A 22,753-nucleotide genomic window follows, 5' to 3' on the forward strand; every position below is an offset into this window, starting at 1 on the left:
AGGAGAGAACAATAAACATGAAGACATGGAAAGATATCCACCCAATCAGCTGGACAATTATTATCGGAACCATTTTCGGCAGAATGGCAACATCGATGAGCATTCCGTTTTTAGCGATTTATTTAACAGCTGTCCAAGGCGCATCAGCATCCTATGCGGGGCTTGTCATTGCGGCGAGCTCATCAGTCGGCATCATTGCAAGCTTTTATGGCGGATATATCTCGGACAAATTCGGCAGAAAGAACATGATGCTTGTATCCATTTTCGGCTGGATGCTGGTGTTTGCAGGGTTTGCGGCTGCTTCACACCTCTGGGTATTTTTTGTGGTAAATGCGTTAAACGGACTTTGTAAATCACTGTTTGAACCTGCATCAAAAGCTTTGCTGTCAGATATGACAGAAGAAAAAACAAGATTGCTGGTTTTTAATCTGCGGTATGCAGCCATTAATATCGGCGTTGTCTTCGGCCCTGTGCTGGGTCTGTACTTTGGTTCATCACAATCTACCGCTCCTTTTTTGGTGCCCGCAGTGATTTATGGGATGTACGGTGTGATCCTTGCCATCCAATTTAAAAAGCATCCACCCGCGACATTAGAACAATCCAGAAATATGAACGTTCGGGAAGCGTTTATGGTAACGCAAAAGGATCGTCTTTTTACAGTTGCTCTTATCGGCATTACACTATCCATCTTCGGCTTTTCGCAGTTCAGCTCTACATTCCCGCAATATATGGCGCAAAATCCTTTTATCGAAGATGGGACAAAATTGTACGGCTGGATGCTGACATTAAACGCAATTGTTGTTTTGGCAACACAGTTTCCCATCGTCTACCTTGGTAAACGGTTTTCGCCGCTTTGCTCCCTGATGCTCGGCAATATCATGATCAGCGCCAGCATGATGATCCTTACCATGTCACACGGCGTTTCTTCACTTGTTATCATTGTGGTTGCATTTACAGTTGGAGAAGTGCTCTTATTCTGTATGATGGATTTGTTTGTAGACCAGATTGCAAAACCCGGATTAAAAGGAACGTATTTCGGAGCGATCGGCTTTTCGCAGTTTGGGAATGTGATTGGCCCTTGGGCAGGCGGCTTATGTATCGATACATTTGGCGCCGGACATCCAAGTTCCATTTTTTCTGTCCTTAGCGGCATCACCCTGCTTGGCCTGCCGTTTTTAGCGTTTGCCTATCGGAGGATGAAAGCGGGAATCACTGAGCAGCAACCCGGACTGGGGAAGCCGCTTTAACACAAGAAGACGGGAGAGAATCGCTCTCTCCCGCAAAAACGAGGTGATGAAATATGAATATAGGTGATATCATCTTTCAGCTGATCGTGTTTTTCATGATTGCCGCTGTTATCTCGGCGGCTATCATCGGCTCTAAATATGCGAAAAACCGCAAAGCACAGCTGGACCGAATTGAAAAAAAGCTTAACAGCATGTCCGAAGACCAAAACGATTAACCGCTTGGGGCAACGAGCTCTACCTTGATCCGGTCAGGGTCCTCACAATAGACTGCATAATGCCCGTCTCCCCCGGCAAAAGGATGCCGGTCTCGGTACAGCACACGATAGCCTTTTGCCATCAATTTTTCAGTCATCAGGTCGACTTGAAGCCTGGATTCAGCATGAAACGCGAGATGGTTCAGCCCGACACGGCACCTGTGATATTCCGGCTCTAGATATTCTTCTTTTACCTGAACAATCACAAGGTAAAAGTGATCTTTCTTCCAGCTGATGCCGGAACTCCATTTTTGAAACTCTTTATAGCCAAGCTCTGCTAAAAACCATCCCCAAAACCGCTTAGACGCTTCCAAGTCGGAGACATACAGCTCAATATGGTGCATCATGATCACACCCTTCTCACTAACACTTCTTCTACCTTATGCCGGTCTCCCTTTCGCAATATTAAATCTGACCTGAATTTAGTCGGCAAAATATTTTCATATAAATTAGGGCGGTTGACACTCTCCCAAATCGAGGTTGCCATCTCGTCAGCCTCCTGGTCGGACAGGTCTTTAAATTTATGAAAATACGAGTCCGGATTTTGAAAGGCCGTTTCCCGGAGAAGGCGGAAACGCTCTAAATACCAGGTAAGAATCCGGCTTTCGTCCGCATCTACGTAAATTGAAAAATCAAAGAAATCGGAAACAAAGATGCGGGGATTTTCCCGGTCATCCTCCAAGGTCGGCGATTGAAGTACATTAATTCCTTCGATGATCACGATATCAGCCTGTTCTACAACCTCAAACACACCTTCCTCACGGTCATAGGTTAAATGAGAATAGACCGGGGCCTTTACTCTTTCTTTTCCTGACTTTACGTCATTCAAAAATTCGAGGAGCGCTTTCACATCATAGCTTTCAGGAAATCCTTTTCTTGACAGCAAGTTTTTCTTCTTCAGCTCAGCTGTAGGAAATAAAAAGCCGTCTGTCGTGATCAGGCTGACCTTGGGCCGATCCGGCAAACGTGAAAGCAGCTTCTGCAAAATCCGCGCTGTCGTGCTTTTCCCGACAGCGACACTGCCGGCAATACCAATGATAAACGGAATTTTGGCTGAATGAGGGTGCTTCAAGAAAACATTCACATGCTTATTTCGCTCGGCAGCGGACTTGACATGCAAATGAAGCAGACGAACAAGCGGAATATAGACCGTCTCCACTTCTTCTACGGATAAATGATCATTCAGCCCTTCAACAGCTTTTGCCTCTTCTTCAGAAACAGCAATCGACAAATGGCCTCCAAATCCTGACCAAGACTGCCGGCTGTGCTGTGTATATAAAGTATGTAAATTAAGCTCTTTATTTTTCACTGTTTACACCTGACTCTCTGTAGCTTTAAACAAACGCTTACAAAGATTGTAACGGAAAACATTCCTACTGTCTGCTTATTTTTTCAATTTATCTTTTTTAACAAGTCAGCACCGATTCGGTTATATGCAGCCATTTCTTCTTTCGGAACCATACTGCCTCCCGTTCCCCAGACGACATGTACGGCATTTTTCATGCTGTGCCGCAGATCATTTTCAGACATGTAGTGTTTCCCGGTTTCCGCTAGAAACAGCTGAACAGGTCCGAACATGCCGGCAAGCGCAGACGGCTCTAAATGCTTATTTTCAGATAAAGCCAGCAAATGAAGCAAGGCATACAGCGTTTCGTCTTCGATAGTATAACAGCCGCTCAGCAAAGGTTCTATCAGATTGCCGACAAATCCTGACGGGCGCCCAACGGCAAGCCCGTCAGCAGCCGTTACATTATCCAAGCCGATATCCTGTACAGAGATCCAATCATGCAGGCCTGAATATAGACCTAAGAGCATAGACGGTGAATGGGTTGGCTCCCCGAAAAATACATGGACATGGTTTCCGTACAGGAGCTTCAGTCCAAATGCCACACCACCCGGCCCTCCGCCGACTCCGCAAGGCAAATACACAAACAGCGGTGTTTCAGGACCAGGCTCGATATTCATAAAGCTGAGCTGCGTTTTTAAACGACTGGCCGCTGCCGCATATCCTAGGAACAGATGACGGGAATGTTCATCATCAATAAAATAACAGAATGGGTCTTGTTCCGCCTGCCGCCGTCCTTCTTTAACCGCTTCACTGTAATCTGATTCGTACTCAATGACAGTGACACCCTTTTTGCGAAGTAAATCCTTCTTCCACTGTTTAGCGTCGGAGGACATATGCACCGTCACGCGAAAGCCTAGTTTGGCGCCAATGATGCCGATGCTTAAACCAAGGTTTCCTGTTGAGCCGACAGCAATGGAATAGCGGGAGAAAAATGAAGTGAACCGCTCTTCGTGCAAGACGCGATAATCGTCTGTTTCCTTAAGCATTCCTTCTTGAAGCGCCAGCTCCTCCGCATGCTTCAGCACTTCATAAATACCGCCACGGGCTTTAATCGATCCAGAAATCGGAAGCTCATGATCGCACTTTAAAAGCCATCTCCCCGGAAACGTTTCGCCATACACTTCCTCCAGCTTCTTTTTCATATGGCTTATTTCAATAAGCGGCGATTCAATCATCCCTTCGGCGGCTTTTGTTTCCGGAAATGCCTCTGCAATATAAGGAGCAAAACGCCGAAGTCTTTTGTCCGCCTCGTCTATCTCACATTCCCACTCAGCCGCTTGTAATGCCACCCCCTCTTTCTTGCCGGGATTAGCCCAGAATACCGGTCGGGCATCAATCAGTTTCTGAATAAATGGATCTTTTATCAGGTCACGCAGAGTTTCTTGATTTATTGACATCAGCGATTTCTCCTCCCTTTAACAACTATATCTCTTTATAAAAAACTGCCTGCAAACACACCAAAAGGCGTCTCACACAGGCAGTTCCATGCTTATTTTTTCATGAGCACCCGTCCAGCCAGCTTTTCCACAAGTGCTGGAAACATCTGATATAGCTTTGTTCCGGCATTCATCAAACGAGGAAGATTGATTTCACGTTTGTTCGTCATAATGGCAGACGTGATTTGTGCTGCCACATCATCTGGGTCAAGCATCCAGCGTCCGACATTTTTGACATAGCCTCCGCTTTTATCAGCGATAGAAAAAAAGTCAGTCTGAATCGGCCCTGGATTGACTGTCGTCACATAGACGCCCGTGCCCGCCAGTTCCATACGCAAAGCGTTTGAATAGCCGAGCACAGCATGTTTTGTCGCTGAATAAAGGCTGGATTTCGGCGTAGCAATTTTCCCTGCTTGAGAGGCAATATTAATGATATGTCCGCTTTTTTGCTCAAGCATATGCGGAAGAACAGCTTTTGTACAGGCAATCAGACCGAAAACATTGACATCAAACATTGATTTCATTTCATCTAGGGTCGAATCTAAAACCGTTTCAAAAATACCAAAGCCAGCATTATTGATCAGCACATCAACCGGACCGATCTGATCACGGACGAGGGTGATATCTTCAAGACGGGAGACATCCAGAGGAAAAATATCACACTGTCCGCTCCATTCCTCGGTCATTTTTCTTTTGATTTCCTTCAAACGATCCTCACGTCTTGCCGACAGCAAAACATGGGCTCCTTCAGCCGCACATAAATAAGCGATTCTTTCTCCAAGCCCTCCTGAAGCACCTGTAATCCAAATACGCTTGCCAGCTATATTTTTCACCCTGTTCACCTCTCTATTGCTCTAAAGTATGCGGTATTTCCATCCCAATATGACGTGATGCCTGCTTCGGCCGCCAATATATCAAGATGCCCAACAGTTTCTGACATCGTTAAAAACAACTCTTTTTCATAAACAGCAGGAAAGAGCTGCTGACAAACCTGAAAAGCGGTAAGCGGTTTTTCCGACAGCATGTGACGCACATCCTTGGTCCGGCTGCTCTGCTTGTCAAACCGCTTCTTGATCAGCGCTCGTACATTGCTAATCGTATCGCCATGACCGGGAAACACTGTGTTCGGGGCAAGTTCAAACAGCCTCCGCAGCGACCGCTGATAATCCAGTAAAGGCTCCGTTCTTTTTTCTCCCGTTTTTGGCGCTTCAAGAATCGGGTTAGACGAGCTGTTCGCCAGCAGCAAATCACCGCCAAGCATTCTTCCGGTCTTTTCATGAAAGAGAACAATATGCGACTCTGCATGTCCGGGCATCTCCAGAACAGTCCAGTCATCCATCCCGTCAATTTTTATCCCTTCCGTCACCGTTTGGGTCAAGGATCTTGTACAGGAAAATGCGTACGCCGACCGGATAAGCCTTTCTGCTTTCACATCATCAAATGGAACGCCTAACTCAGGCAGGAGCTTTTGAAAAAAATGTTTTTGCCACTCCATAAATGCCTTGTCTCTGCTGATATATGGTTCGTTAAACGGATGTCCAATCACTTTAATGTCATCAGAAAAAACATCAAGCAACCCTGCATGATCCGCGTGATGGTGAGTCAGCACGATCTGCTCAATATCTGACATTTCTATATGTACAGCGGCAAGCTGCTCTTTTAGGGCTGCAGCCGCCTCTTTGGTTTTCGGTCCACAATCGATCAGTGTCAGCGCATCACCTTTTACTAAGTAAACGATAACATCACCGACGGCAAACGGTGTCGGGACGCGAATCGGAATGATATCTGCAGTTGTCATTCTTTTGCTCCTTGTCTTCATTCATTACTCATATTTTAGCTTTTTCTCGGTCTTGTGTCATTATTGCCGTATGAGAACGGCCCTTTTTGAAAAAGCTATTGACATTAGCTTGTCCCCCATTGCATAATGAACAACAACTAAAATGAGAACCATTGGAACGCTATGACGAGGAATAGTATACAGGCAATGGTCAGAGAGAGCGATATCCCCAGGCTGAAAGGTATCGCGGCCCGCTTGTTTGTAGAACCTGCCCTCAGAGCGGTTAGGAAAACCTAAACGTTTCCCGCGTTACGGGATTTGAGCTGAGCACAAGTTGTGCTAATGAGGGTGGTACCGCGAACCTTTTCGTCCTTTACGTGATGAAAAGGTTTTTTGTTGTTCTAATAGAAGGAGGATATCCATGAAAAAGATAGGATTTGTCGGCGCCGGGTCCATGGCTGAAGCTATGATCAACGGTTTTTTGCAAAGCGGCATTACAAAACCTGAAAATATTTATATCACAAACAGGTCAAATGAAGAGAGACTCAATGAATTAAAGGAAATGTACGGCGTGCGACCATGCAGGGATAAGAGCAAGTTTTTCACACAAACTGATATCGTCGTTCTTGCTTTTAAGCCTAAGGATGCGGCAGAGAGCATTGACAGCATTCGTCCTTATATGAAGGATCAGCTTGTCATTTCTGTGCTTGCAGGCCTTACCATCGAAACCATTCAGCATTATTTCGGCAGAAAGCTTGCTGTCATACGGGTGATGCCGAATACTTCAGCTGCCATCAGAAAATCAGCAACCGGATTTTCCGTAAGCGCTGAAGCAAGCCAAGACGATATCACAGCGGCTAAAGCATTGCTAGAAACAATCGGTGACGCCACATTGGTTGAGGAGCAGCACCTTGATGCCGTTACCGCGATAGCAGGCAGCGGCCCCGCTTACCTGTATCGCTATATTGAAGCGATGGAAAAAGCGGCGCAAAAGGTCGGTTTAGATGAGGAAACGGCAAAAAAACTGATCCTGCAGACAATGGCAGGCGCGACAGATATGCTTCGCCAAAGCGGAAAACAGCCGGCGCAGCTGCGCAAGGAGATTACGAGCCCTGGGGGAACAACAGAGGCAGGCCTTCGCGCTTTAACGGAGGCCCGCTTTGAAGAAGCAATCATTCATTGTATTGAAGAAACGGCCAAACGAAGCGCTGAAATCAAAGAGCAATTTGCCGGAGCCGCTTTAGAAAAGCATTTTTAGAGAAAAACATAAGACAGAAGACAATGCGCTTTCTGTCTTCTTTATCCTAAGACTGGCTGGCAGCTTCTGATTGTTTTAATAATGCAGAGATTGTAAAGGAAAGCAAGTCGGGAAGCACCTCAAAGGAATAAGGCACATACAGTCGTTCCGTCCATTTATGCGGGTCTTTTCCAGACGGGCCGACATTTAATACCGGAACATACAGCGCCTCGTCTTCCCTGCTTGGAAGTGAGTATCCTCTGTTAAAGAGCGGCATATTGCTTGTGTATGCACCAACATCCTGTTTTTCCAGCTGAAGATAGCTCAAATCCGAGAGCCCTGGGAAATACTGAACCTCCCGTAAAGCAATGCCGTACCTATCAGCTGCATATTGAATGAGCTTGCCGGCAGTATTCTTGATTACCTGATCGTTTTTTGATGACACCGCCGGATAAAACGGAGGGCTATAAAAGAGAACAATGAGCGGTGCATCTTCCTTACACAGCGCAGCGAGCTCTGATACAATTTTAGTCGAAAAATCTCTGTCTCCAAGGTCTCCCCTGTTTGCATAGGTGAAATTCAGCACCCGTTCTGTTTCCGAGCTTCCGACACGACTTTTCGCACGTGCAAGAAGCTCATCAAACGTAAAAACAGAGACAGTTCGTTCAATTGGATGAAATGGCTCAAACTTCTGGAAGTCACGTGTTTTCTGCTGAATATGATTTGTAATCTCCTCTGCCGCCTGCTCTGCGGTTTTTTTTAGCATGTCATGCAGCTCACTCGCGGAGCGCTGCATTGTCAGCACATTAAATAACGTAACGGCTGTATGCGGTGTTTGGACGGAATATGCCTCTTTCAAGTCCTTTTGCATTAAGTTTACCGGCGGCGGGGTGACTTCCCCGTCAGCCATTTCGCAGTAATTCACGTTCAGCTCCAGCAGACGATTGATCTCAGAAACCATTAAATTTGCATTTAAACCGGAAAACGGCTCTCCGACATGCGTTTCTATCCCTTTGCAGAAAAATCCTGCGAGAACCTTGCCAATGCTGCCTGTATACACATATTGCCGCTGGTCGCCCGGAAATTTTTCAAACATCGGTTCGCTATTCAAACAAGCAGTGTATGTAAGATGATATTTATGCTTGATTTCTTTCAGTGCAGGAACGGCTTCGATCATTCCTCTTGAATTCACTTCCTCGTCAGGAACCGTAATCAAAAGGACATTCCCATCAAAATGACCATTCATTGCCCGCTCAAGCATCGACAGCTGAACAGTAAGCCCCGCTTTCATATCCATCGTGCCTCTTCCAAACAGCCAGTCGCCGCTTTCCGCGTCTGTTCTCACGCGTTCAGGAAGCAACTCTTTTTTCTCCAAAAAGGAGTTTAAAAGCTCAGCCGGCTTACAGGCCATATGCTTGAATTCGCCGTAGTCCTCTATGTCCACGACATCAAAATGGCTCAGCAATAGCACTGTCTGTTTGACATCTTTCTTTTTGACAAGCGCCGTCAGAAACGTTCTGCCGTCTTCCATTGGATGGAGTGTGACATGAGCAGGGTTATTTTGAAAATAAGGCTTGTCCTTTAAAAGATAATAAAGATATTCCGCAAGTGCGGCTTCCCCTTTCGAACCAGTGACACTTTCGTACTGGACAAGCGAAGTTAAAAGGGTAAGCAAATTATCCTTGGTCTGCCATTTCATCATTTCCGCCCTCCTATGTATAAAAACGCTTCGATTCTAAAAAATAACATGACTCCCTGTCTATTATACAGAAATGTTTGACAAAATCGGATCGTTTGAGCAGTTTATATGACGGGAAAGAAATGACTTGTTATAATCAACCTCTAAAAACCTTACGGGAGGCGAAAGAAATGGCCAGAAAATTATTCACACCTATGACGATTAAAGATGTAACGTTAAAAAACCGCATTGTGATGTCACCAATGTGCATGTACTCTTCTCACGAAAAGGACGGAAAGTTACAGCCGTTCCACATGGCTCACTACATAACACGCGCAGTCGGCCAGGTTGGGTTAATTATTGTGGAAGCATCAGCGGTTAATCCTCAAGGACGCATCACAGACCAAGATTTAGGGATATGGAGCGACGAGCATATCGAAGGTTTTGCAAAGCTGACTGAACAGGTAAAAGCGCAAGGCTCAAAAATCGGAATTCAGCTTGCCCACGCAGGACGTAAAGCAGAGCTTGAAGGCGATATTTTCGCGCCGTCTGCGATAGCGTTTGACGAGCAATCCAGCACACCGGTTGAAATGACAACTGAAAAAGTGAAAGAGACCGTGCAGGAGTTCAAACAAGCAGCAGCCCGTGCAAAAGAAGCAGGCTTTGATGTGATTGAGATTCATGCGGCACACGGATACTTAATTCATGAATTTTTATCTCCGCTTTCTAACCATCGCACAGATGAATACGGCGGCTCACCAGAAAACCGGTACCGTTTCTTAAGAGAAATCATTGATGAAGTCAATCAAGTGTGGGATGGTCCTTTATTTGTCCGTGTATCGGCTTCTGACTATACAGACAAAGGCTTAGACATCGCTGATCATATCGGTTTTGCAAAATGGATGAAGGAGCAGGGCGTTGACTTAATTGACTGCAGCTCAGGTGCCCTTGTTCATGCAGACATTAACGTATTCCCTGGCTATCAGGTCAGCTTTGCCGAGAAAATCCGCGAACAGGCTGATATGGCGACTGGTGCTGTCGGAATGATTACAAATGGTTCAATGGCTGAAGAAATTCTTCAAAATAACCGTGCAGACCTCATCTTTATCGGCAGAGAGCTATTACGCGATCCTTACTTTACAAGAACTGCCGCAAAACAGCTCAATACAGATATTCAAGCCCCTGTTCAATACGAAAGAGGCTGGTAATCTTGAGATACGAGATATCCGCGGTTCCGCCGCCGGATATCTCTTTTTTTATTTTTGGAGAAACGATCAGCTGACGTTCTCCGTCTCCCTAGTAGAACCAATTAGAGGAGATGACTCCATTGAATGCAGCATGGATCGAAAGGACCTATATGGTTGACGATTGTGAATTTCATACAAAACACCGAAAAGGATTTAGCGGTGTAACCATTGTTTTTGAAGCCGGCTACGGCACTTCTTCAGAGACATGGAAACCATTAACAGCGGACATTGATGGCGAATTTGGCATATTCACATATGATAGAGCGGGCATTGGGAAAAGCGGACAAAGCAAGGCAGAACGAACAGCCGACCAAAAGGTGAGAGAATTAGAAAGCTTGCTTAAGGCAGCAGGTATAAGACCGCCTTATCTGGTTGTTTCACATTCATACGGATCGGTTATCAGCAGTTTATGGGCCTGTAAAAACCGAGAGGATATTATCGGCATGGTGCTCCTTGATCCCGCTTTAGGAGATGACGGCACAGGCAGCTTTACATTTATTCCTGAAGAAATGCATACAGCATACAGAAAGCAGATGATGCTCGAGGAGACATATGCTGAATTTTTGAAAAGCCTGCAGCAAGTCAAACAGCAGCAAGTCCATTTAGGAAACATGCCCCTTATTGTCCTGTCATCAGGTGAACGCACTGAGAAATTCGCCTCTGCTGAAGCGGACTGGAGAAACCTGCATAGCAGCATTTTGTCCCTATCCGATCAAAGCGGCTGGATACAAGCAAAAAACAGCTCACATAACATTCATCATGATGAACCTCATATCGTCCATCTGGCGATTTATGATGTATGGTGTGCGGCCTGCCAGCAGGCAACCCCGCTGTACCAGGCAGTCAATTAAACAAAAAACCCGGCTAAAGCAGCCGGGTCTTTTATTATTTTGTTTCGCGATGAAGGGTATATTTTTTTAACCGCGGTGAGTATTTTTTCAGCTCTAAACGATCAGGATTTGTGCGTTTATTTTTGGTTGTGATGTAGTTTCTGTCCCCTGTTTCAGTGCAAGCCAAAGTAACATTTACTCTCATGTTTAACATCTCCTTATAAAGCGTAATGATTACGTTTTATTATACAACTTAATAACAAATTGTCAAACACCTTCTCAGCCTCTTGGAACTTGTACCTCTAAGAAATCATAAGCCGTGATGCTGTTCGGAAAAACGGCTGCCGCTTCTTTCTGAAGCTCCAAAGAGGCCTCTCCCTGATATCTTGCGCTGATATGAGTTAAGATGAGCTGCTTCGCCCCAGCTTCTTTTGCTGTTACAGCTGCTTGTTCTGTTGTACTGTGAAAATAATCAAAAGCAAGCTTCACATCATCCTTAGCAAAGGTGGCTTCATGCACAAGCACATCACAGTCCCGCGCAAGCTCTTTTATCTTATCGCTCACTCTCGTATCCCCTGAAAACACGACAGCTCTCCCCTTTTTAGGAGGCTCCAGAAAATCCTCCCCATTTATGGTGCGTCCGTCTTCAAGCGTCACGATTTCACCTTTTTTTATTTTCGAATATACAGGTCCAGGCGGAATACTCAAATCCTTTAATAACGCCGCCTTTAAAGAGCCAGGCACATCTTTTTCTTGTACGCGGTACCCGAAGGCCTCTACACCATGAATCGCGGATGCAGCTGTGACGATAAACTGGTCGTCCTCAAATACGGCTCCCTCTTCAATCTCTTGTATCACAAGCGGATATGTTAGGTGAGTTTTCGTGACGGCAAGACTTGTTTCAATAAAAGCCTTGATGCCTTTCGGTCCGTAAACCGTCAGCTCGTCCTCACCGCCCTGAAAAGAACGGCTGCCAAGAAGCCCCGGAAGACCGTATACATGATCGCCGTGCATGTGAGTAATGAAGATTTTTTCTATTTTTCGAGGTTTAATCGATGTATGTAAAATTTGATGCTGTGTGGCTTCCCCGCAGTCAAACAGCCATACAGATCGCCTTTCTTCAAGCAGCTTTAATGCGATCGACGTCACGTTTCTAGACTTAGCGGGAATTCCGGCTCCCGTCCCTAAAAAAAGTAATTCCACATTTCCTTCCTCCTACTAGAACTAGTTACCTACAAGAATACAGGATCAGGCGTAAAATGTGAATCTCGCCTCTGATTCGGGCAAACCTTTCGTTCTAGAAATATTTTTGCGCCATTCTGTAAAAAAGGGGCTTAAATGTTTGCTTTCGTTGAATTTTAGATTTAAAATGAAGGAAATATACGGGGTACTAAAATAAAGCTTCGAATAAAGTGAGGTACTTTTAGTGAAAACAAACCAACAACCAAAAGCAGTAATTGTCATATTCGGTGCAACGGGAGATTTGGCAAAACGAAAACTCTATCCGTCCATTCACCGTTTATATAAAAATGGACAAATCGGAGAAGAGTTTGCAGTTGTAGGAGTCGGAAGAAGACCTTGGTCCAATGAGGATCTTCGCCAAACCGTCAAAACATCTATTTCCTCAGCTGCTGATAAACATATAGATGACTTCACGTCTCATTTCTATTATCACCCGTTTGACGTGACAAACCCTGGTTCTTATCAAGAGCTTAACGTACTGCTCAACCAGCTGGAAGATACATATCAAATCCCGAACAACAGAATGTTCTACTTGGCAATGGCTCCAGAATTCTTTGGAACAATTGCAAAGACATTAAAATCAGAAGGTGTAACAGCAACTACAGGCTGGTCCCGCCTTGTGATTGAAAAGCCGTTTGGCCATGACTTGCCAAGCGCGCAAGCATTAAATCAAGAAATTCGTGAAGCATTTACAGAAGATCAAATTTACAGAATCGATCACTATTTAGGAAAACAAATGGTGCAGAATATTGAGGTCATTCGATTTGCCAATGCGATTTTCGAACCGCTATGGACAAATCGCTACATCTCAAATATCCAAATCACATCAAGCGAATCACTTGGTGTTGAAGACCGTGCTAGATATTACGAAAAATCAGGCGCCCTTCGCGACATGGTCCAAAACCATATTATGCAAATGGTTGCGCTTCTCGCAATGGAGCCGCCGATTAAACTGAACACAGAAGAAATTCGCAGCGAGAAAGTGAAGGTGCTGAGAGCCCTCCGCCCTATTGCAAAAGACGAAGTGGATGAGTATTTTGTGCGCGGACAATATCAAGCCGGTGAAATTGACGGTCTGCCAGTCCCTGCTTATACAGATGAAGATAACGTCGCTCCTGACTCAAATACAGAAACCTTTGTTTCTGGAAAGCTTCTGATCGACAACTTCAGATGGGCTGGTGTTCCATTCTACATTCGTACCGGAAAACGAATGAAAGAAAAGTCTACAAAAATTGTCGTTCAATTTAAGGACATTCCGATGAACCTGTACTACGGCAATGAAAACAACATGAATCCGAACTTACTCGTCATTCATATTCAGCCTGACGAAGGCATTACACTGTACTTAAACGCTAAAAAACTCGGAGGAGCAGCACACGCGCAGCCAATCAAACTGGATTACTGCAGCAATTGCAATGATGAGCTGAACACTCCTGAAGCATATGAAAAATTGATTCACGACTGTCTTCTTGGCGATGCGACGAACTTCGCACACTGGGATGAAGTGGCCCTTTCTTGGAGCTTTGTCGATTCCATTTCTGAAACATGGGCAGCCAACAAAACCCTATCGCCAAACTACGAAGCAGGTTCTATGGGTCCAAAAGAATCAGATGATCTTTTGGCGAAAGACGGCTTGCATTGGTGGAATATATAAAGAAAAAGGCTGAAAGTGCTTGTAAAGCATTTTCAGCCTTTTATTGATGTACCAAACTCTCTGCTTCTAAGCGGCTCAAAAAGACCATTGATTTTCTCTCTGTTGTAATCTAATATCCAACTGTTATATGTTTCATACATATCCCGTATTGTTTCAGCTGCAGAAGCTAAAATATCGCAGCCTCGATCATCATAAAGATGAAAAATGGTTCTCTTTTTTATATTGATAAAGTGAATATCTTGAGAAATGCTTGGTTTTATCCCCATATCTTGATTACATATCACTCTCAGCATTGGAATATATCTTACATCACCAGCTTTACACCTCAGAAAAAATCTATGCGTTTTATCATCATCAGAACAAGTATAAGAGACAGCAATGTGCTGCAGTTTTTTCAACACAGCTTTTTCTTGAATGTACCGGGAGAAAATATGTAATTTGCTCTTATATCTCCTTCCCCCTCCAAAACCAACAGCATCAGCTATAACAAATATATCATCATCATCGGCATGTAGAGCTTAAATAAAGTGACAGCTCTCTTATATGCGTTATCTATATAAGGGCTGTGTAGATAAGCATCATTCACGTTATATCCTACGCCTATTTCAAACCGGATGCCGATCTGCCAGTTATAAAACAAAGGAGGTGTAAGTCGTAAACCAGGAAAATTTTCAAGTACATACTCATTTACAGGCAAAACATACATCCTTTCGTTCCCCGCACTCTATTTCAAAAAAAAATCCCGCAGTTGTCAGGCTGCGGGATTTTTCACATTATTATTTCATCCATTCCGTATGGAAGACACCGTCTTTGTCTGTGCGCTCATAAGTATGGGCGCCGAAGTAGTCACGCTGCGCTTGGATCAAGTTTGCAGGCAGCACGGCTGTGCGATAGCTGTCATAATAAGCTAGTGCGCTTGAGAATGAAGGTACCGGCACACCTTGGGCAACTGCAAGTGAAATCACTTGGCGAAGCGCTCCTTGGTAGCTTTCTGCAATGTTCTTGAAGTGGCTGTCAAGCAGCAGGTTGTCAAGCTCAGGATCACGGTCGTAAGCTTCTTTGATTTTCTGCAGGAATGCCGCACGGATGATACAGCCGCCGCGGAAGATCATAGCGATTTCACCGTAATTGAGATCCCAGTTGTATTCTTCAGAAGCAGCTTTCATTTGGGCAAATCCTTGGGCGTAAGAACAGATTTTGCTCATGAACAACGCTTTTCTGACGGCTTCGATCAGTTCTTCTCTATTTTCTGTAACAGGCTTCACTTCAGGTCCTGAAAGAAGGTTGCTTGCTTTCACACGCTCATCCTTCATCGCTGAAATAAAACGTGCGAATACAGATTCAGTGATAATTGGAAGCGGAACACCTAAGTCAAGTGCACTTTGGCTTGTCCATTTTCCTGTTCCTTTTTGACCCGCTTTATCAAGAATCACGTCAACAAGCGGTTTGCCTGTTTCTTCATCTTTTTTCGTGAAGATATCAGCAGTAATCTCGATCAGGTAGCTGTCAAGCTCGCCTTTATTCCATTCAGCAAATACTTCATGAAGCTCATCAGCTGAAAGGCCAAGTACCTGTTTCAGGATGAAATAAGATTCAGAGATCAGCTGCATATCGCCGTATTCAATACCGTTATGCACCATTTTTACATAATGGCCGGCACCGTCCGGACCGATATATGTCGTACACGCTTCACCATCAACTTTTGCAGAAATTGCTTCAAGAATCGGCTTCACAAGTTCATGAGCTTCTTTTTGTCCGCCAGGCATGATAGAAGGCCCTTTAAGAGCTCCTTCTTCTCCGCCTGAAACGCCTGTGCCGATAAAATGAATGCCGCTTTCAGCAAGCTCTTTGTTTCGGCGCTGTGTATCTTTATAGTATGTATTTCCGCCGTCAATTAAAATATCGTCCTTCTCTAAGTGAGGAAGAAGAGATTGAATTGTCGCATCTGTAGCAGTTCCCGCTTTAACCATTAACAAAATTTTGCGCGGTGTTTCCAAGGATTGAACAAATTCTTCAATGCTGTAGGTGCCGACAACGTTTTTGCCTTCAGCCTCCTGCAAAAATTCCTCGGTTTTGCTGCTTGATCTGTTGTAAACAGAAACAGAAAATCCTCGGCTTTCAATATTTAAAGCCAGATTTTTACCCATTACCGCAAGTCCGATAACTCCGATTTGTTGTTTTGACATATTCTAACGTCCCTTCTGAAAACGTTTAACCATTTTAAAATTTACATTAAAATAAAATGATATTTATACTATTGAAATTACCATACTTCACCCCCTTATTTCAAGATATTCAGCTTTTCTTTTCATCTTGAAAAAAATCTTTATTAAAGCTTGTCCCGCTTGTTTTGCTCTCGTCTTTTTTAACCTTTGCACCTTTTCTGATCAGCTTGGAGCCGTACTTTTCATTCAGTTTTTCCATCATCTGCTGAATCGGTTCATCCTTCGCATCCTCTGTAAAGCTGAACAAATCGAGTTGCTTATAGGCCTGCTCTTTTTCTACCAAATCCATTCCGGTAATGCCGAGCAGCCTGATTGGATTTTTGTTCCAATGCTTAAAGAAGAGATGTTCTGCTTCATTATATATCTCGTTTTTTTGATCTATCGGATTCTTCAGTGTGATGCTTCTTGTAATAGTTTTCCAGTCCGCGTATCTGATCATAATAAACAGCTTTGAAGCCATTACTTCCTTACGCTGCAAACGGTCGCTAACGGATGCGGACAGTTTTCGAAAAACAGCTAACAGCTCATCCTCATCGGCAGAATCATGAGAAAGTGTGGATGAATTGCCTACGCTTTTAAATTCATAAATGCGCTCCGGATCAACAGGGGCATGGTGAATGCCGTTCGCTTTATTTTTGAGACGGGGCCCGTTGATGCCGAGCAGCCGTTTTAGCGAGTGTTCGTCAGCGGCTGCTAAATCTCCAATCGTATCAATACTAAGCCCGTTCAGTTTTTCCGCCGTCTTTTTGCCTACGCCATGCATTTCTCCAACTGGGAGAGGCCAAAGGATATCAGGCACTTCTCTTTTTCTCAGGATGGTGATCCCAAGCGGTTTTTTCATATCGGATGCCATTTTAGCGAGAAATTTATTCGGGGCAATTCCGATGCTTGACGGAAGCAGCAGCTCTTTCTGCAGTCTGCTTTGTATTTCTTTTGCCGTCTCATAGGCATTGCGGCTGTATGGTGTATCCGTCATATCCATATAGCCTTCGTCGATGGATACAGGTTCCACCAGATTTGTATATTCACGAAGGATGCTAAACATCGCTCTTGAAGAGCTTCTGTAGCGGTCAAAGTTCGGCGGAAGGACGATGAGATCAGGACAGTTGCGCTTTGCTTCCCAAACCGGCATGGTTGTTTTCACGCCGTGCGCCCTTGCTTCGTAGCTGCATGTGACGACGATGCCTTTTCGTTCTTTGACGTTTCCGGCAACTGCAACCGGCTTTCCTCGGAGAGCCGGGTCATATGCCATTTCCACCGATGCATAGAAACTGTTCATATCAATATGGAAAATAATTCGGCCCTTCCCCGGCATAAACATATCTCCTTTCTGTTCATTAGACAACGGCTTGTACATATAGTAAAATGAAGGTATTGAATGGATGTGATGACAATGTTTGTGGAGTCGATAAATGACGTTTTATTCTTAGTCGATTTTTTCACAATTATTCTTCCGGCTCTGACCGCCATCGGGATCGCTTTTCTCTTGCGAGAGTGCCGTGCCGGCGAGCAGTGGAAATCAAAACGAACAGATGAACATCAGACGGTCTTTCGAATAAACCGAACAGACTTTCTTATTATTATATATCATCGCATTACAACTTGGATACGTAAAGTCTTCCGCATGAATTCACCTGTAAATGATGATGAAGACGTCAGTTCCCTTCTTTTATAAACCGCATTTATAAAAAGGAGGAGAACAAATTGTTAAAAACATATCAGAAACTTTTGGCTGTAGGGGCCTTTTTGATCGTATTATGCTCTGGAAACGCAGCTTTTGCTGCAACAAATCAGGTGGGAGGTCTCGGTAACGTCGGTTTTTTCCACGACTATTTAATCGAGCCGTTTTCCTCGCTGCTGAAAGGCGTTGCCGGACTGTTTCACGGAGAATACGGGTTGTCTATCATTCTTGTAACCATTATTGTGCGCGTTGTGGTACTTCCTTTGTTTGTCAATCAGTTTAAAAAACAGCGTGTGTTCCAAGAAAAAATGGCAGTCATTAAACCGCAAGTAGACAGCATTCAAGCCAAAATTAAAAAGACAAAGGACCCGGAAAAGCAGAAAGAACTGCAAATGGAAATGATGAAGCTGTATCAGGAGCATAAAATCAACCCGCTTGCGATGGGCTGTCTTCCAATGCTGATTCAGTTTCCGATTATGATTGGGTTTTATTACGCGATTCGCTCAACACCTGAAATTGCGTCACACTCGTTTCTATGGTTCAGTTTAGGGCAATCTGATATTCTCGTGTCCCTTAGTGCAGGGATTATGTATTTTGTCCAAGCCTATGTCGCACAAAAGCTGAGCGCGAAATATTCCGCTGTCCCGCAAAATCCTGCAGCGCAGCAATCTGCAAAACTAATGGTGTTTATCTTCCCTGTGATGATGACGATTTTCTCGCTTAATGTTCCTGCGGCCCTTCCGCTGTACTGGTTCACCAGCGGACTGTTCTTGACAGTGCAAAATGTCGTACTTCAGATGACACACCATAAACAGAAAAAAACAGCCGCTCTTACAGAACCGGTGAAATAAAAAACAACTCCGACTTTTGTTCGGAGTTGTTTTTTTTATTTCCATCACTTTCAAGAACCTGCATTCGTTTAAAAAGAAGAAAATCGGGAATACCTTTACTCACATCCAAATGAAAGGAGCTGGTGTCGTGACGGAACAGTCTCAACAAAAAAATATTGCTGTGCCTGAGGGAATTTGGATCATGAAACAAACATGGAATGATGTCTTATTTGCTCATTGGCCTGTTGATGACTCTACCCTTCGAGCTAAGATTCCGTCCATATTGGACATAGATACATATCACGGACAAGCTTGGGTAAGCATGCTTCCCTTTATGCTCACAAACCTTCGCGCGCGTTTTCTCCCACCTATTCCCGGAGCCCAGTCCTTTCCAGAGCTTAACCTGCGCACTTATGTCACCTATAAAGGCAAGCCGGGCATTTATTTCTTTAGCTTAGATGCTGATCATCGGCTGGCAGTTCAAGGTGCACGGACTTTCTTTCATTTGCCTTATTTTTACGCCGATATGAAATCCGAAAAAAATGGGGATGCTATAGAATATAGAAGCAAACGGAGAGACGCTGGAAAAGCAGCATTCGGTGCCACGTACCGGCCACTCTCTGCGCCTTTTACAGCGCAAGAGGATTCGCTTGATTACTGGCTGACGGAGCGATACAGACTTTACACCACTCATCGTGACAAGCTCTATTATGAGGACATTCACCATCACCCTTGGCTTCTTCAAAGAGCCGAGGCCCAGTTTTCAACCAATACAGTGGCTGATGCTCACGAAATCACTTTACCAGACTCAGAACCGCTGCTTCATTATGCCAAAAAACAAGACGTATTATTTTGGCCGCTTCGACAATGGCGCTGACTGTTAGGAAAAAACCCGAATGCCAGATCCGCACTCGGGTTTTTCTTCATTATTTTGCTGCTTCTTCAATAATCGCAACAACCATTTCTGCTGTTTTCACTAGCTCTTCAATCGGCATTTTTTCGTTCTTCGTATGAATTTGTTCATACCCGACAGCAAGATTGACCGTTGGGATGCCGTGGCCTGCAATTACGTTTGCGTCGCTTCCGCCGCCGCTCGTTTGCAGCTCGCTCGTGCGTCCGATTTTCGCTGCCGCTTTTTTCGCGATTTCAACGACTTGGTCGCCATCTTGATATTTAAACCCTGGATACATGACTTCGATTTCGACTTCTGCACGTCCGCCCATATCAGCCGCTGCCTCTTCAAAAGCAGCTTTCATTTTTTGAACCTGCGCTTCCATTTTTTCTGGAACTAAAGAACGGGCTTCAGCGAGAATGTGAACTTCGTCGCACACAATGTTTGTTTGTGTGCCGCCTTCAAATCGCCCGATGTTTGCTGTTGTTTCTTCATCGATGCGGCCCAAAGGCATCTTTGAAATGGCCTTGCTTGCGATTGTAATCGCTGATATCCCTTTTTCTGGTTCAACTCCAGCGTGTGCAGTTTTACCGTAAATCGCCGCTCTTACCTTCGCCTGAGTCGGTGCCGCAACAATGATATTGCCGACTTTTCCGTCTGAATCAAGAGCATAACCGTAGGATGCTGTTATCATGGAACAGTCAAGCGCCTTTGCCCCGATAAGACCTGATTCTTCACCTACTGTGATGATGAATTCAATCGTGCCGTGCTCAATGTTTTCTTCTTTGAGCACTTTAATTGCTTCAAACATGGCAGCCAATCCCGCTTTATCATCGGCGCCTAAAATTGTTGTGCCGTCTGTTTTAACATACCCGTCCTCAACAACCGGTTTTACGCCGTTTCCGGGTACGACTGTGTCCATATGAGATGTAAAATAAATTGTATCTGTCTTTTTCGTTCCTTTTAATGTGCAGATCAGGTTTCCTGCTCCGTGGCCAGTGATACCCATTGTATCGTCTTCTTTGACGTCTACACCTAAATCAGAAAATTTTTGTTTCAGCACTTTGCAAATTTCAGCTTCGTGCTTCGTTTCTGAATCGATTTGAACAAGCTCTAAAAATTCTTCCAGCAGGCGTTTTTCATTCACCATTTGTAAGTCCCTCCATGTTAAAGCGGTATGTTACCGTGCTTTTTTTTCGGTCTCTCTTCTGTCTTATGTGCAAGCATGTGAAAAGCTTGGATGAGTCTTTTCCTTGATTCTTCCGGCAAAATGATGTCATCGACCATTCCGCATGCCGCCGCTTTGTAAGGGCTGGCGTTTTGTTTTTTGTATTCAGCTGTTTTTTCGCGTTTTGTCTTTTGCGGGTCAGCTGACGCTTCAATATCTTTATCATACAAAATAGATGCCGCCCCCTCAGCACCCATCACTGCGATTTCGGCATTTGGCCAAGCAAACACGAGATCCGCTCCGATGGATTTGCTGTTCATGGCGACATACGACCCGCCATACGCTTTTCTGATGATGAGCGTTACTTTGGGAACCGTCGCTTCTGCATAAGCAAACAGCAATTTGGCTCCGTGCCTGATAATGCCGTTATGCTCCTGCTGAATGCCGGGCAAAAACCCCGGTACATCTTCGACAGTTAACAGCGGGATCTCAAAGGCGTCACAAAACCGGATAAATCTCGCTGCTTTATCAGCCGCGTCAATCGTCAGGCTCCCTGCTAAATGTTTCGGCTGGTTTGCCACAATTCCGATCGTTTTTTTGCCGAGCTTTGCAAATCCGATGACGATATTTTTCGCAAAATACGGCTGAATCTCAAAAAAAGACTGTGGATCAGCCAATTCCTGAATCACCGCCCGAACATCATATGGCTTTGTGCTGTCAGCCGGCACGAGGCGGTTTATTAACGAGCTGGAGGCCTCATCCACAGATGAAGGCGGTGATATCTGTTTGTCGAGCGGCAAATAAGACAGCAGCTTTTTCACTCCTGTCAGAACCTCCTCTTCCGTTTTTCCGGAAAAGTGGGCATTTCCGCTGACGGCATTATGTATTCCCGCTCCTCCTAAGCTCTCCGCGTCAACCTGTTCTCCTGTTACTTTTTCAATGACCTTTGGACCGGTAATAAACATTCGGCCCGTCTGTTCTGCCATAAAAATAAAATCAGTAAGTGCCGGAGAGTACACAGCGCCTCCAGCGCACGGCCCTAATATAACCGAGATTTGCGGAATGACTCCGGAATATAAGACGTTTCGGTAAAATATGTGACCGTATCCATCTAATGATACCACACCCTCTTGAATTCTCGCACCACCTGAGTCGTTCAGCCCGATAATCGGGGCTTTATTTTTTGCTGCAAGATCCATAAGAGAGGTAATCTTTTTCGCATGGGTTTCGCCAAGCGCCCCGCCGAATACGGTAAAATCCTGCGCAAACACATATACTGAGCGGCCGTCAATCGTACCGTAGCCCGTCACGACTCCATCTCCCAATATACGCTGCTCCCTTGTTAAGCTTCGGCTCTCCATGAAGGGATATAATTCGATAAAACTATCCTCATCCAAGAGATAGGCGATCCTTTCCCGCGCTGTGAGCTTTCCCTTTTTCCGCTGTTCAGCTTGCTTCGCATGTCCCCCGCCTTCTTCCGCCTGCCTGCGCCTGTTGTATAGATGACCGATATGCTCATTCATATTCAATGTCTTGATCTCCTTTCGGTTCACAGAGCTCGACAAGCACGCCATTTGTTTCCCGCGGAGAAATAAACGCGATCTGTTTCCCGTTTGCGCCCTGTCTCGGCTGCCTGTCTATTACATCAATTTTCCGGTTTGATAATGCTTGAAGCTGATCTGTTAAGCCGCTACATAGAAACGCAACATGGTGCAGCCCCTCTCCTTTTTTATCTAAGAATGTACGGACAGGGCTGTCAGGCGTTAACGGCTCAATCAGCTCCAAATAGACGCCTCCCGCTTGGAAAAGAGCAATGGTCACCTTTTGCTCTTCAACCGTTTCTTGATGAAGAAACGTTAATCCCAATACACCTTCATAAAAAGCTCTGGCCTTGTTTATGGAATAAACGGCAATTCCAATATGGTCAAGTCCGGTCATTTTCATCCCTGCTTTCCGGCAATAGATATCGCTTGTCCGCCCATACAAAACACGTTAAAATAAAATCAG

The 22,753-nt window shown here is 44.8% G+C and carries 22 protein-coding genes and 1 pseudogene; 9 read left to right on the forward strand and 14 right to left on the reverse strand.

Going from position 1 to position 22,753, the window contains the following annotated elements:
- Positions 1-17: 17 nt before the first annotated feature.
- Together NST56_RS13200 and NST56_RS13205 are read left to right on the forward strand one after the other, a co-directional pair.
- Positions 18-1,247 carry an MFS transporter gene (locus NST56_RS13200; protein WP_326330220.1) on the forward strand — a complete coding sequence of 410 codons (1,230 nt, stop codon included), beginning with the start codon at positions 18-20 and terminating at the stop codon, positions 1,245-1,247.
- A gap of 53 nt (positions 1,248-1,300) precedes the next feature.
- Positions 1,301-1,462, forward strand: coding sequence for a hypothetical protein (locus tag NST56_RS13205; protein ID WP_326202928.1), 162 nt, complete (start codon positions 1,301-1,303; stop codon positions 1,460-1,462).
- On the opposite strand, the gene NST56_RS13210 is transcribed toward NST56_RS13205, so the two are convergent.
- The 5 genes from NST56_RS13210 to NST56_RS13230 form a co-directional block, all read right to left on the reverse strand.
- Positions 1,459-1,845, reverse strand: a complete 387-nt coding sequence (locus tag NST56_RS13210) for a VOC family protein (RefSeq protein ID WP_151175208.1) — start codon at positions 1,843-1,845, stop codon at positions 1,459-1,461. The two genes, NST56_RS13205 and NST56_RS13210, sit on opposite strands and share 4 nt — an antisense overlap.
- Positions 1,846-1,850: 5 nt before the next feature.
- Positions 1,851-2,810, reverse strand: a complete 960-nt coding sequence (gene coaA, locus NST56_RS13215) for a type I pantothenate kinase (protein ID WP_339177047.1) — start codon at positions 2,808-2,810, stop codon at positions 1,851-1,853.
- Positions 2,811-2,893: 83 nt separating this feature from the next.
- On the reverse strand, positions 2,894-4,246 hold the full coding sequence (gene dsdA / locus NST56_RS13220) for a D-serine ammonia-lyase (protein WP_339177048.1): 1,353 nt from the start codon (positions 4,244-4,246) through the stop codon (positions 2,894-2,896).
- A 92-nt stretch (positions 4,247-4,338) separates the two neighbouring features.
- Complete coding sequence (locus NST56_RS13225) at positions 4,339-5,118, reverse strand: SDR family oxidoreductase (protein WP_339177049.1); 780 nt, start codon at positions 5,116-5,118, stop codon at positions 4,339-4,341.
- A 5-nt stretch (positions 5,119-5,123) separates the two neighbouring features.
- Entirely contained in the window at positions 5,124-6,083 is a 960-nt protein-coding gene (locus NST56_RS13230; RefSeq protein WP_339177051.1) for an MBL fold metallo-hydrolase, read from the reverse strand.
- Between the two features lie 400 nt (positions 6,084-6,483).
- On the opposite strand from NST56_RS13230, the gene proC reads away from it, so the two are divergent.
- Positions 6,484-7,320, forward strand: a complete 837-nt coding sequence (proC, locus tag NST56_RS13235) for a pyrroline-5-carboxylate reductase (RefSeq protein ID WP_339177053.1) — start codon at positions 6,484-6,486, stop codon at positions 7,318-7,320.
- 46 nt (positions 7,321-7,366) lie between these two features.
- Here the strand turns inward: proC and NST56_RS13240 are convergent, their stop codons facing one another.
- A complete protein-coding gene (locus NST56_RS13240) occupies positions 7,367-8,998 on the reverse strand; it encodes a M20/M25/M40 family metallo-hydrolase (protein WP_339182224.1) in 1,632 nt (543 codons plus the stop codon).
- Between the two features lie 170 nt (positions 8,999-9,168).
- On the opposite strand from NST56_RS13240, the gene namA reads away from it, so the two are divergent.
- Positions 9,169-10,185: an NADPH dehydrogenase NamA gene (gene namA, locus NST56_RS13245; RefSeq protein ID WP_339177055.1), complete on the forward strand. Its 1,017-nt coding sequence runs from the start codon at positions 9,169-9,171 to the stop codon at positions 10,183-10,185.
- 119 nt (positions 10,186-10,304) lie between these two features.
- Complete coding sequence (locus tag NST56_RS13250) at positions 10,305-11,075, forward strand: alpha/beta hydrolase (protein WP_168748181.1); 771 nt, start codon at positions 10,305-10,307, stop codon at positions 11,073-11,075.
- Positions 11,076-11,109: 34 nt separating this feature from the next.
- Here NST56_RS13250 and rpmG read toward each other — a convergent pair whose 3' ends face one another.
- Together rpmG and rnz are read right to left on the reverse strand one after the other, a co-directional pair.
- A complete protein-coding gene (gene rpmG, locus NST56_RS13255) occupies positions 11,110-11,259 on the reverse strand; it encodes a 50S ribosomal protein L33 (protein ID WP_003226511.1) in 150 nt (49 codons plus the stop codon).
- A gap of 74 nt (positions 11,260-11,333) precedes the next feature.
- The gene (rnz, locus tag NST56_RS13260; RefSeq protein WP_339177058.1) at positions 11,334-12,257 is read right to left on the reverse strand and encodes a ribonuclease Z; all 924 of its coding nucleotides are present in this window, start codon (positions 12,255-12,257) and stop codon (positions 11,334-11,336) included.
- Positions 12,258-12,480: 223 nt separating this feature from the next.
- Between rnz and zwf the strand changes: the two genes are divergently transcribed.
- Complete coding sequence (zwf, locus tag NST56_RS13265) at positions 12,481-13,950, forward strand: glucose-6-phosphate dehydrogenase (protein ID WP_010334843.1); 1,470 nt, start codon at positions 12,481-12,483, stop codon at positions 13,948-13,950.
- A 32-nt stretch (positions 13,951-13,982) separates the two neighbouring features.
- Here zwf and NST56_RS13270 read toward each other — a convergent pair.
- From NST56_RS13270 to NST56_RS13280, 3 genes and pseudogenes are all read right to left on the reverse strand, one after another.
- Positions 13,983-14,656 (reverse strand): annotated as a pseudogene (locus NST56_RS13270) (DUF3885 domain-containing protein).
- 70 nt (positions 14,657-14,726) lie between these two features.
- Positions 14,727-16,136, reverse strand: a complete 1,410-nt coding sequence (gndA, locus tag NST56_RS13275) for an NADP-dependent phosphogluconate dehydrogenase (protein ID WP_010334845.1) — start codon at positions 16,134-16,136, stop codon at positions 14,727-14,729.
- A 109-nt stretch (positions 16,137-16,245) separates the two neighbouring features.
- Complete coding sequence (locus NST56_RS13280; RefSeq protein ID WP_339177061.1) at positions 16,246-17,490, reverse strand: DNA polymerase IV; 1,245 nt, start codon at positions 17,488-17,490, stop codon at positions 16,246-16,248.
- Positions 17,491-17,562: 72 nt separating this feature from the next.
- Between NST56_RS13280 and mifM the strand changes: the two genes are divergently transcribed.
- The 3 genes from mifM (at position 17,563) to NST56_RS13295 (ending at position 19,563) form a co-directional block, all read left to right on the forward strand.
- Positions 17,563-17,850 (forward strand): membrane protein insertion/folding monitor MifM, encoded by a 288-nt coding sequence (gene mifM, locus NST56_RS13285; protein ID WP_081638334.1) that lies wholly within the window; start codon positions 17,563-17,565, stop codon positions 17,848-17,850.
- A 29-nt stretch (positions 17,851-17,879) separates the two neighbouring features.
- Positions 17,880-18,707 carry a membrane protein insertase YidC gene (locus tag NST56_RS13290; RefSeq protein ID WP_268449525.1) on the forward strand — a complete coding sequence of 276 codons (828 nt, stop codon included), beginning with the start codon at positions 17,880-17,882 and terminating at the stop codon, positions 18,705-18,707.
- Between the two features lie 127 nt (positions 18,708-18,834).
- Positions 18,835-19,563, forward strand: a complete 729-nt coding sequence (locus NST56_RS13295; protein ID WP_339177063.1) for a DUF2071 domain-containing protein — start codon at positions 18,835-18,837, stop codon at positions 19,561-19,563.
- 49 nt (positions 19,564-19,612) lie between these two features.
- Here the strand turns inward: NST56_RS13295 and NST56_RS13300 are convergent, their stop codons facing one another.
- Genes NST56_RS13300 through mce form a run of 3 tightly spaced genes read right to left on the reverse strand, consistent with a single transcriptional unit; the run spans position 19,613 to position 22,684 of the window.
- Positions 19,613-20,728 carry a tripeptidase T gene (locus NST56_RS13300; RefSeq protein ID WP_339177065.1) on the reverse strand — a complete coding sequence of 372 codons (1,116 nt, stop codon included), beginning with the start codon at positions 20,726-20,728 and terminating at the stop codon, positions 19,613-19,615.
- 17 nt (positions 20,729-20,745) lie between these two features.
- Positions 20,746-22,269, reverse strand: coding sequence for an acyl-CoA carboxylase subunit beta (locus NST56_RS13305; RefSeq protein ID WP_339182227.1), 1,524 nt, complete (start codon positions 22,267-22,269; stop codon positions 20,746-20,748).
- On the reverse strand, positions 22,262-22,684 hold the full coding sequence (mce, locus tag NST56_RS13310) for a methylmalonyl-CoA epimerase (protein WP_339177066.1): 423 nt from the start codon (positions 22,682-22,684) through the stop codon (positions 22,262-22,264). Before mce ends, NST56_RS13305 begins: the two co-directional genes overlap by 8 nt.
- Positions 22,685-22,753: the final 69 nt, after the last annotated feature.

It is taken from the genome of Bacillus sp. FSL R5-0560 (genome assembly GCF_037966305.1).
GTDB lineage: Bacteria > Bacillota > Bacilli > Bacillales > Bacillaceae > Bacillus > Bacillus mojavensis.

Bases quoted from the DNA above. Each gene is read 5' to 3' on its own strand.
- NST56_RS13200 (WP_326330220.1), top strand. From the start codon at position 18: ATGAAGACATGGAAAGATATCCACCCAATCAGCTGGACAATTATTATC.
- NST56_RS13205 (WP_326202928.1), top strand. From the start codon at position 1,301: ATGAATATAGGTGATATCATCTTTCAGCTGATCGTGTTTTTCATGATT.
- NST56_RS13210 (WP_151175208.1), bottom strand. From the start codon at position 1,845: ATGCACCATATTGAGCTGTATGTCTCCGACTTGGAAGCGTCTAAGCGG.
- dsdA (WP_339177048.1), bottom strand. From the start codon at position 4,246: ATGTCAATAAATCAAGAAACTCTGCGTGACCTGATAAAAGATCCATTT.
- NST56_RS13230 (WP_339177051.1), bottom strand. From the start codon at position 6,083: ATGACAACTGCAGATATCATTCCGATTCGCGTCCCGACACCGTTTGCC.
- proC (WP_339177053.1), top strand. From the start codon at position 6,484: ATGAAAAAGATAGGATTTGTCGGCGCCGGGTCCATGGCTGAAGCTATG.
- NST56_RS13240 (WP_339182224.1), bottom strand. From the start codon at position 8,998: ATGAAATGGCAGACCAAGGATAATTTGCTTACCCTTTTAACTTCGCTT.
- namA (WP_339177055.1), top strand. From the start codon at position 9,169: ATGGCCAGAAAATTATTCACACCTATGACGATTAAAGATGTAACGTTA.
- rpmG (WP_003226511.1), bottom strand. From the start codon at position 11,259: ATGAGAGTAAATGTTACTTTGGCTTGCACTGAAACAGGGGACAGAAAC.
- gndA (WP_010334845.1), bottom strand. From the start codon at position 16,136: ATGTCAAAACAACAAATCGGAGTTATCGGACTTGCGGTAATGGGTAAA.
- NST56_RS13280 (WP_339177061.1), bottom strand. From the start codon at position 17,490: ATGCCGGGGAAGGGCCGAATTATTTTCCATATTGATATGAACAGTTTC.
- mifM (WP_081638334.1), top strand. From the start codon at position 17,563: ATGACAATGTTTGTGGAGTCGATAAATGACGTTTTATTCTTAGTCGAT.
- NST56_RS13300 (WP_339177065.1), bottom strand. From the start codon at position 20,728: ATGGTGAATGAAAAACGCCTGCTGGAAGAATTTTTAGAGCTTGTTCAA.
- NST56_RS13305 (WP_339182227.1), bottom strand. From the start codon at position 22,269: ATGAATGAGCATATCGGTCATCTATACAACAGGCGCAGGCAGGCGGAA.
- mce (WP_339177066.1), bottom strand. From the start codon at position 22,684: ATGACCGGACTTGACCATATTGGAATTGCCGTTTATTCCATAAACAAG.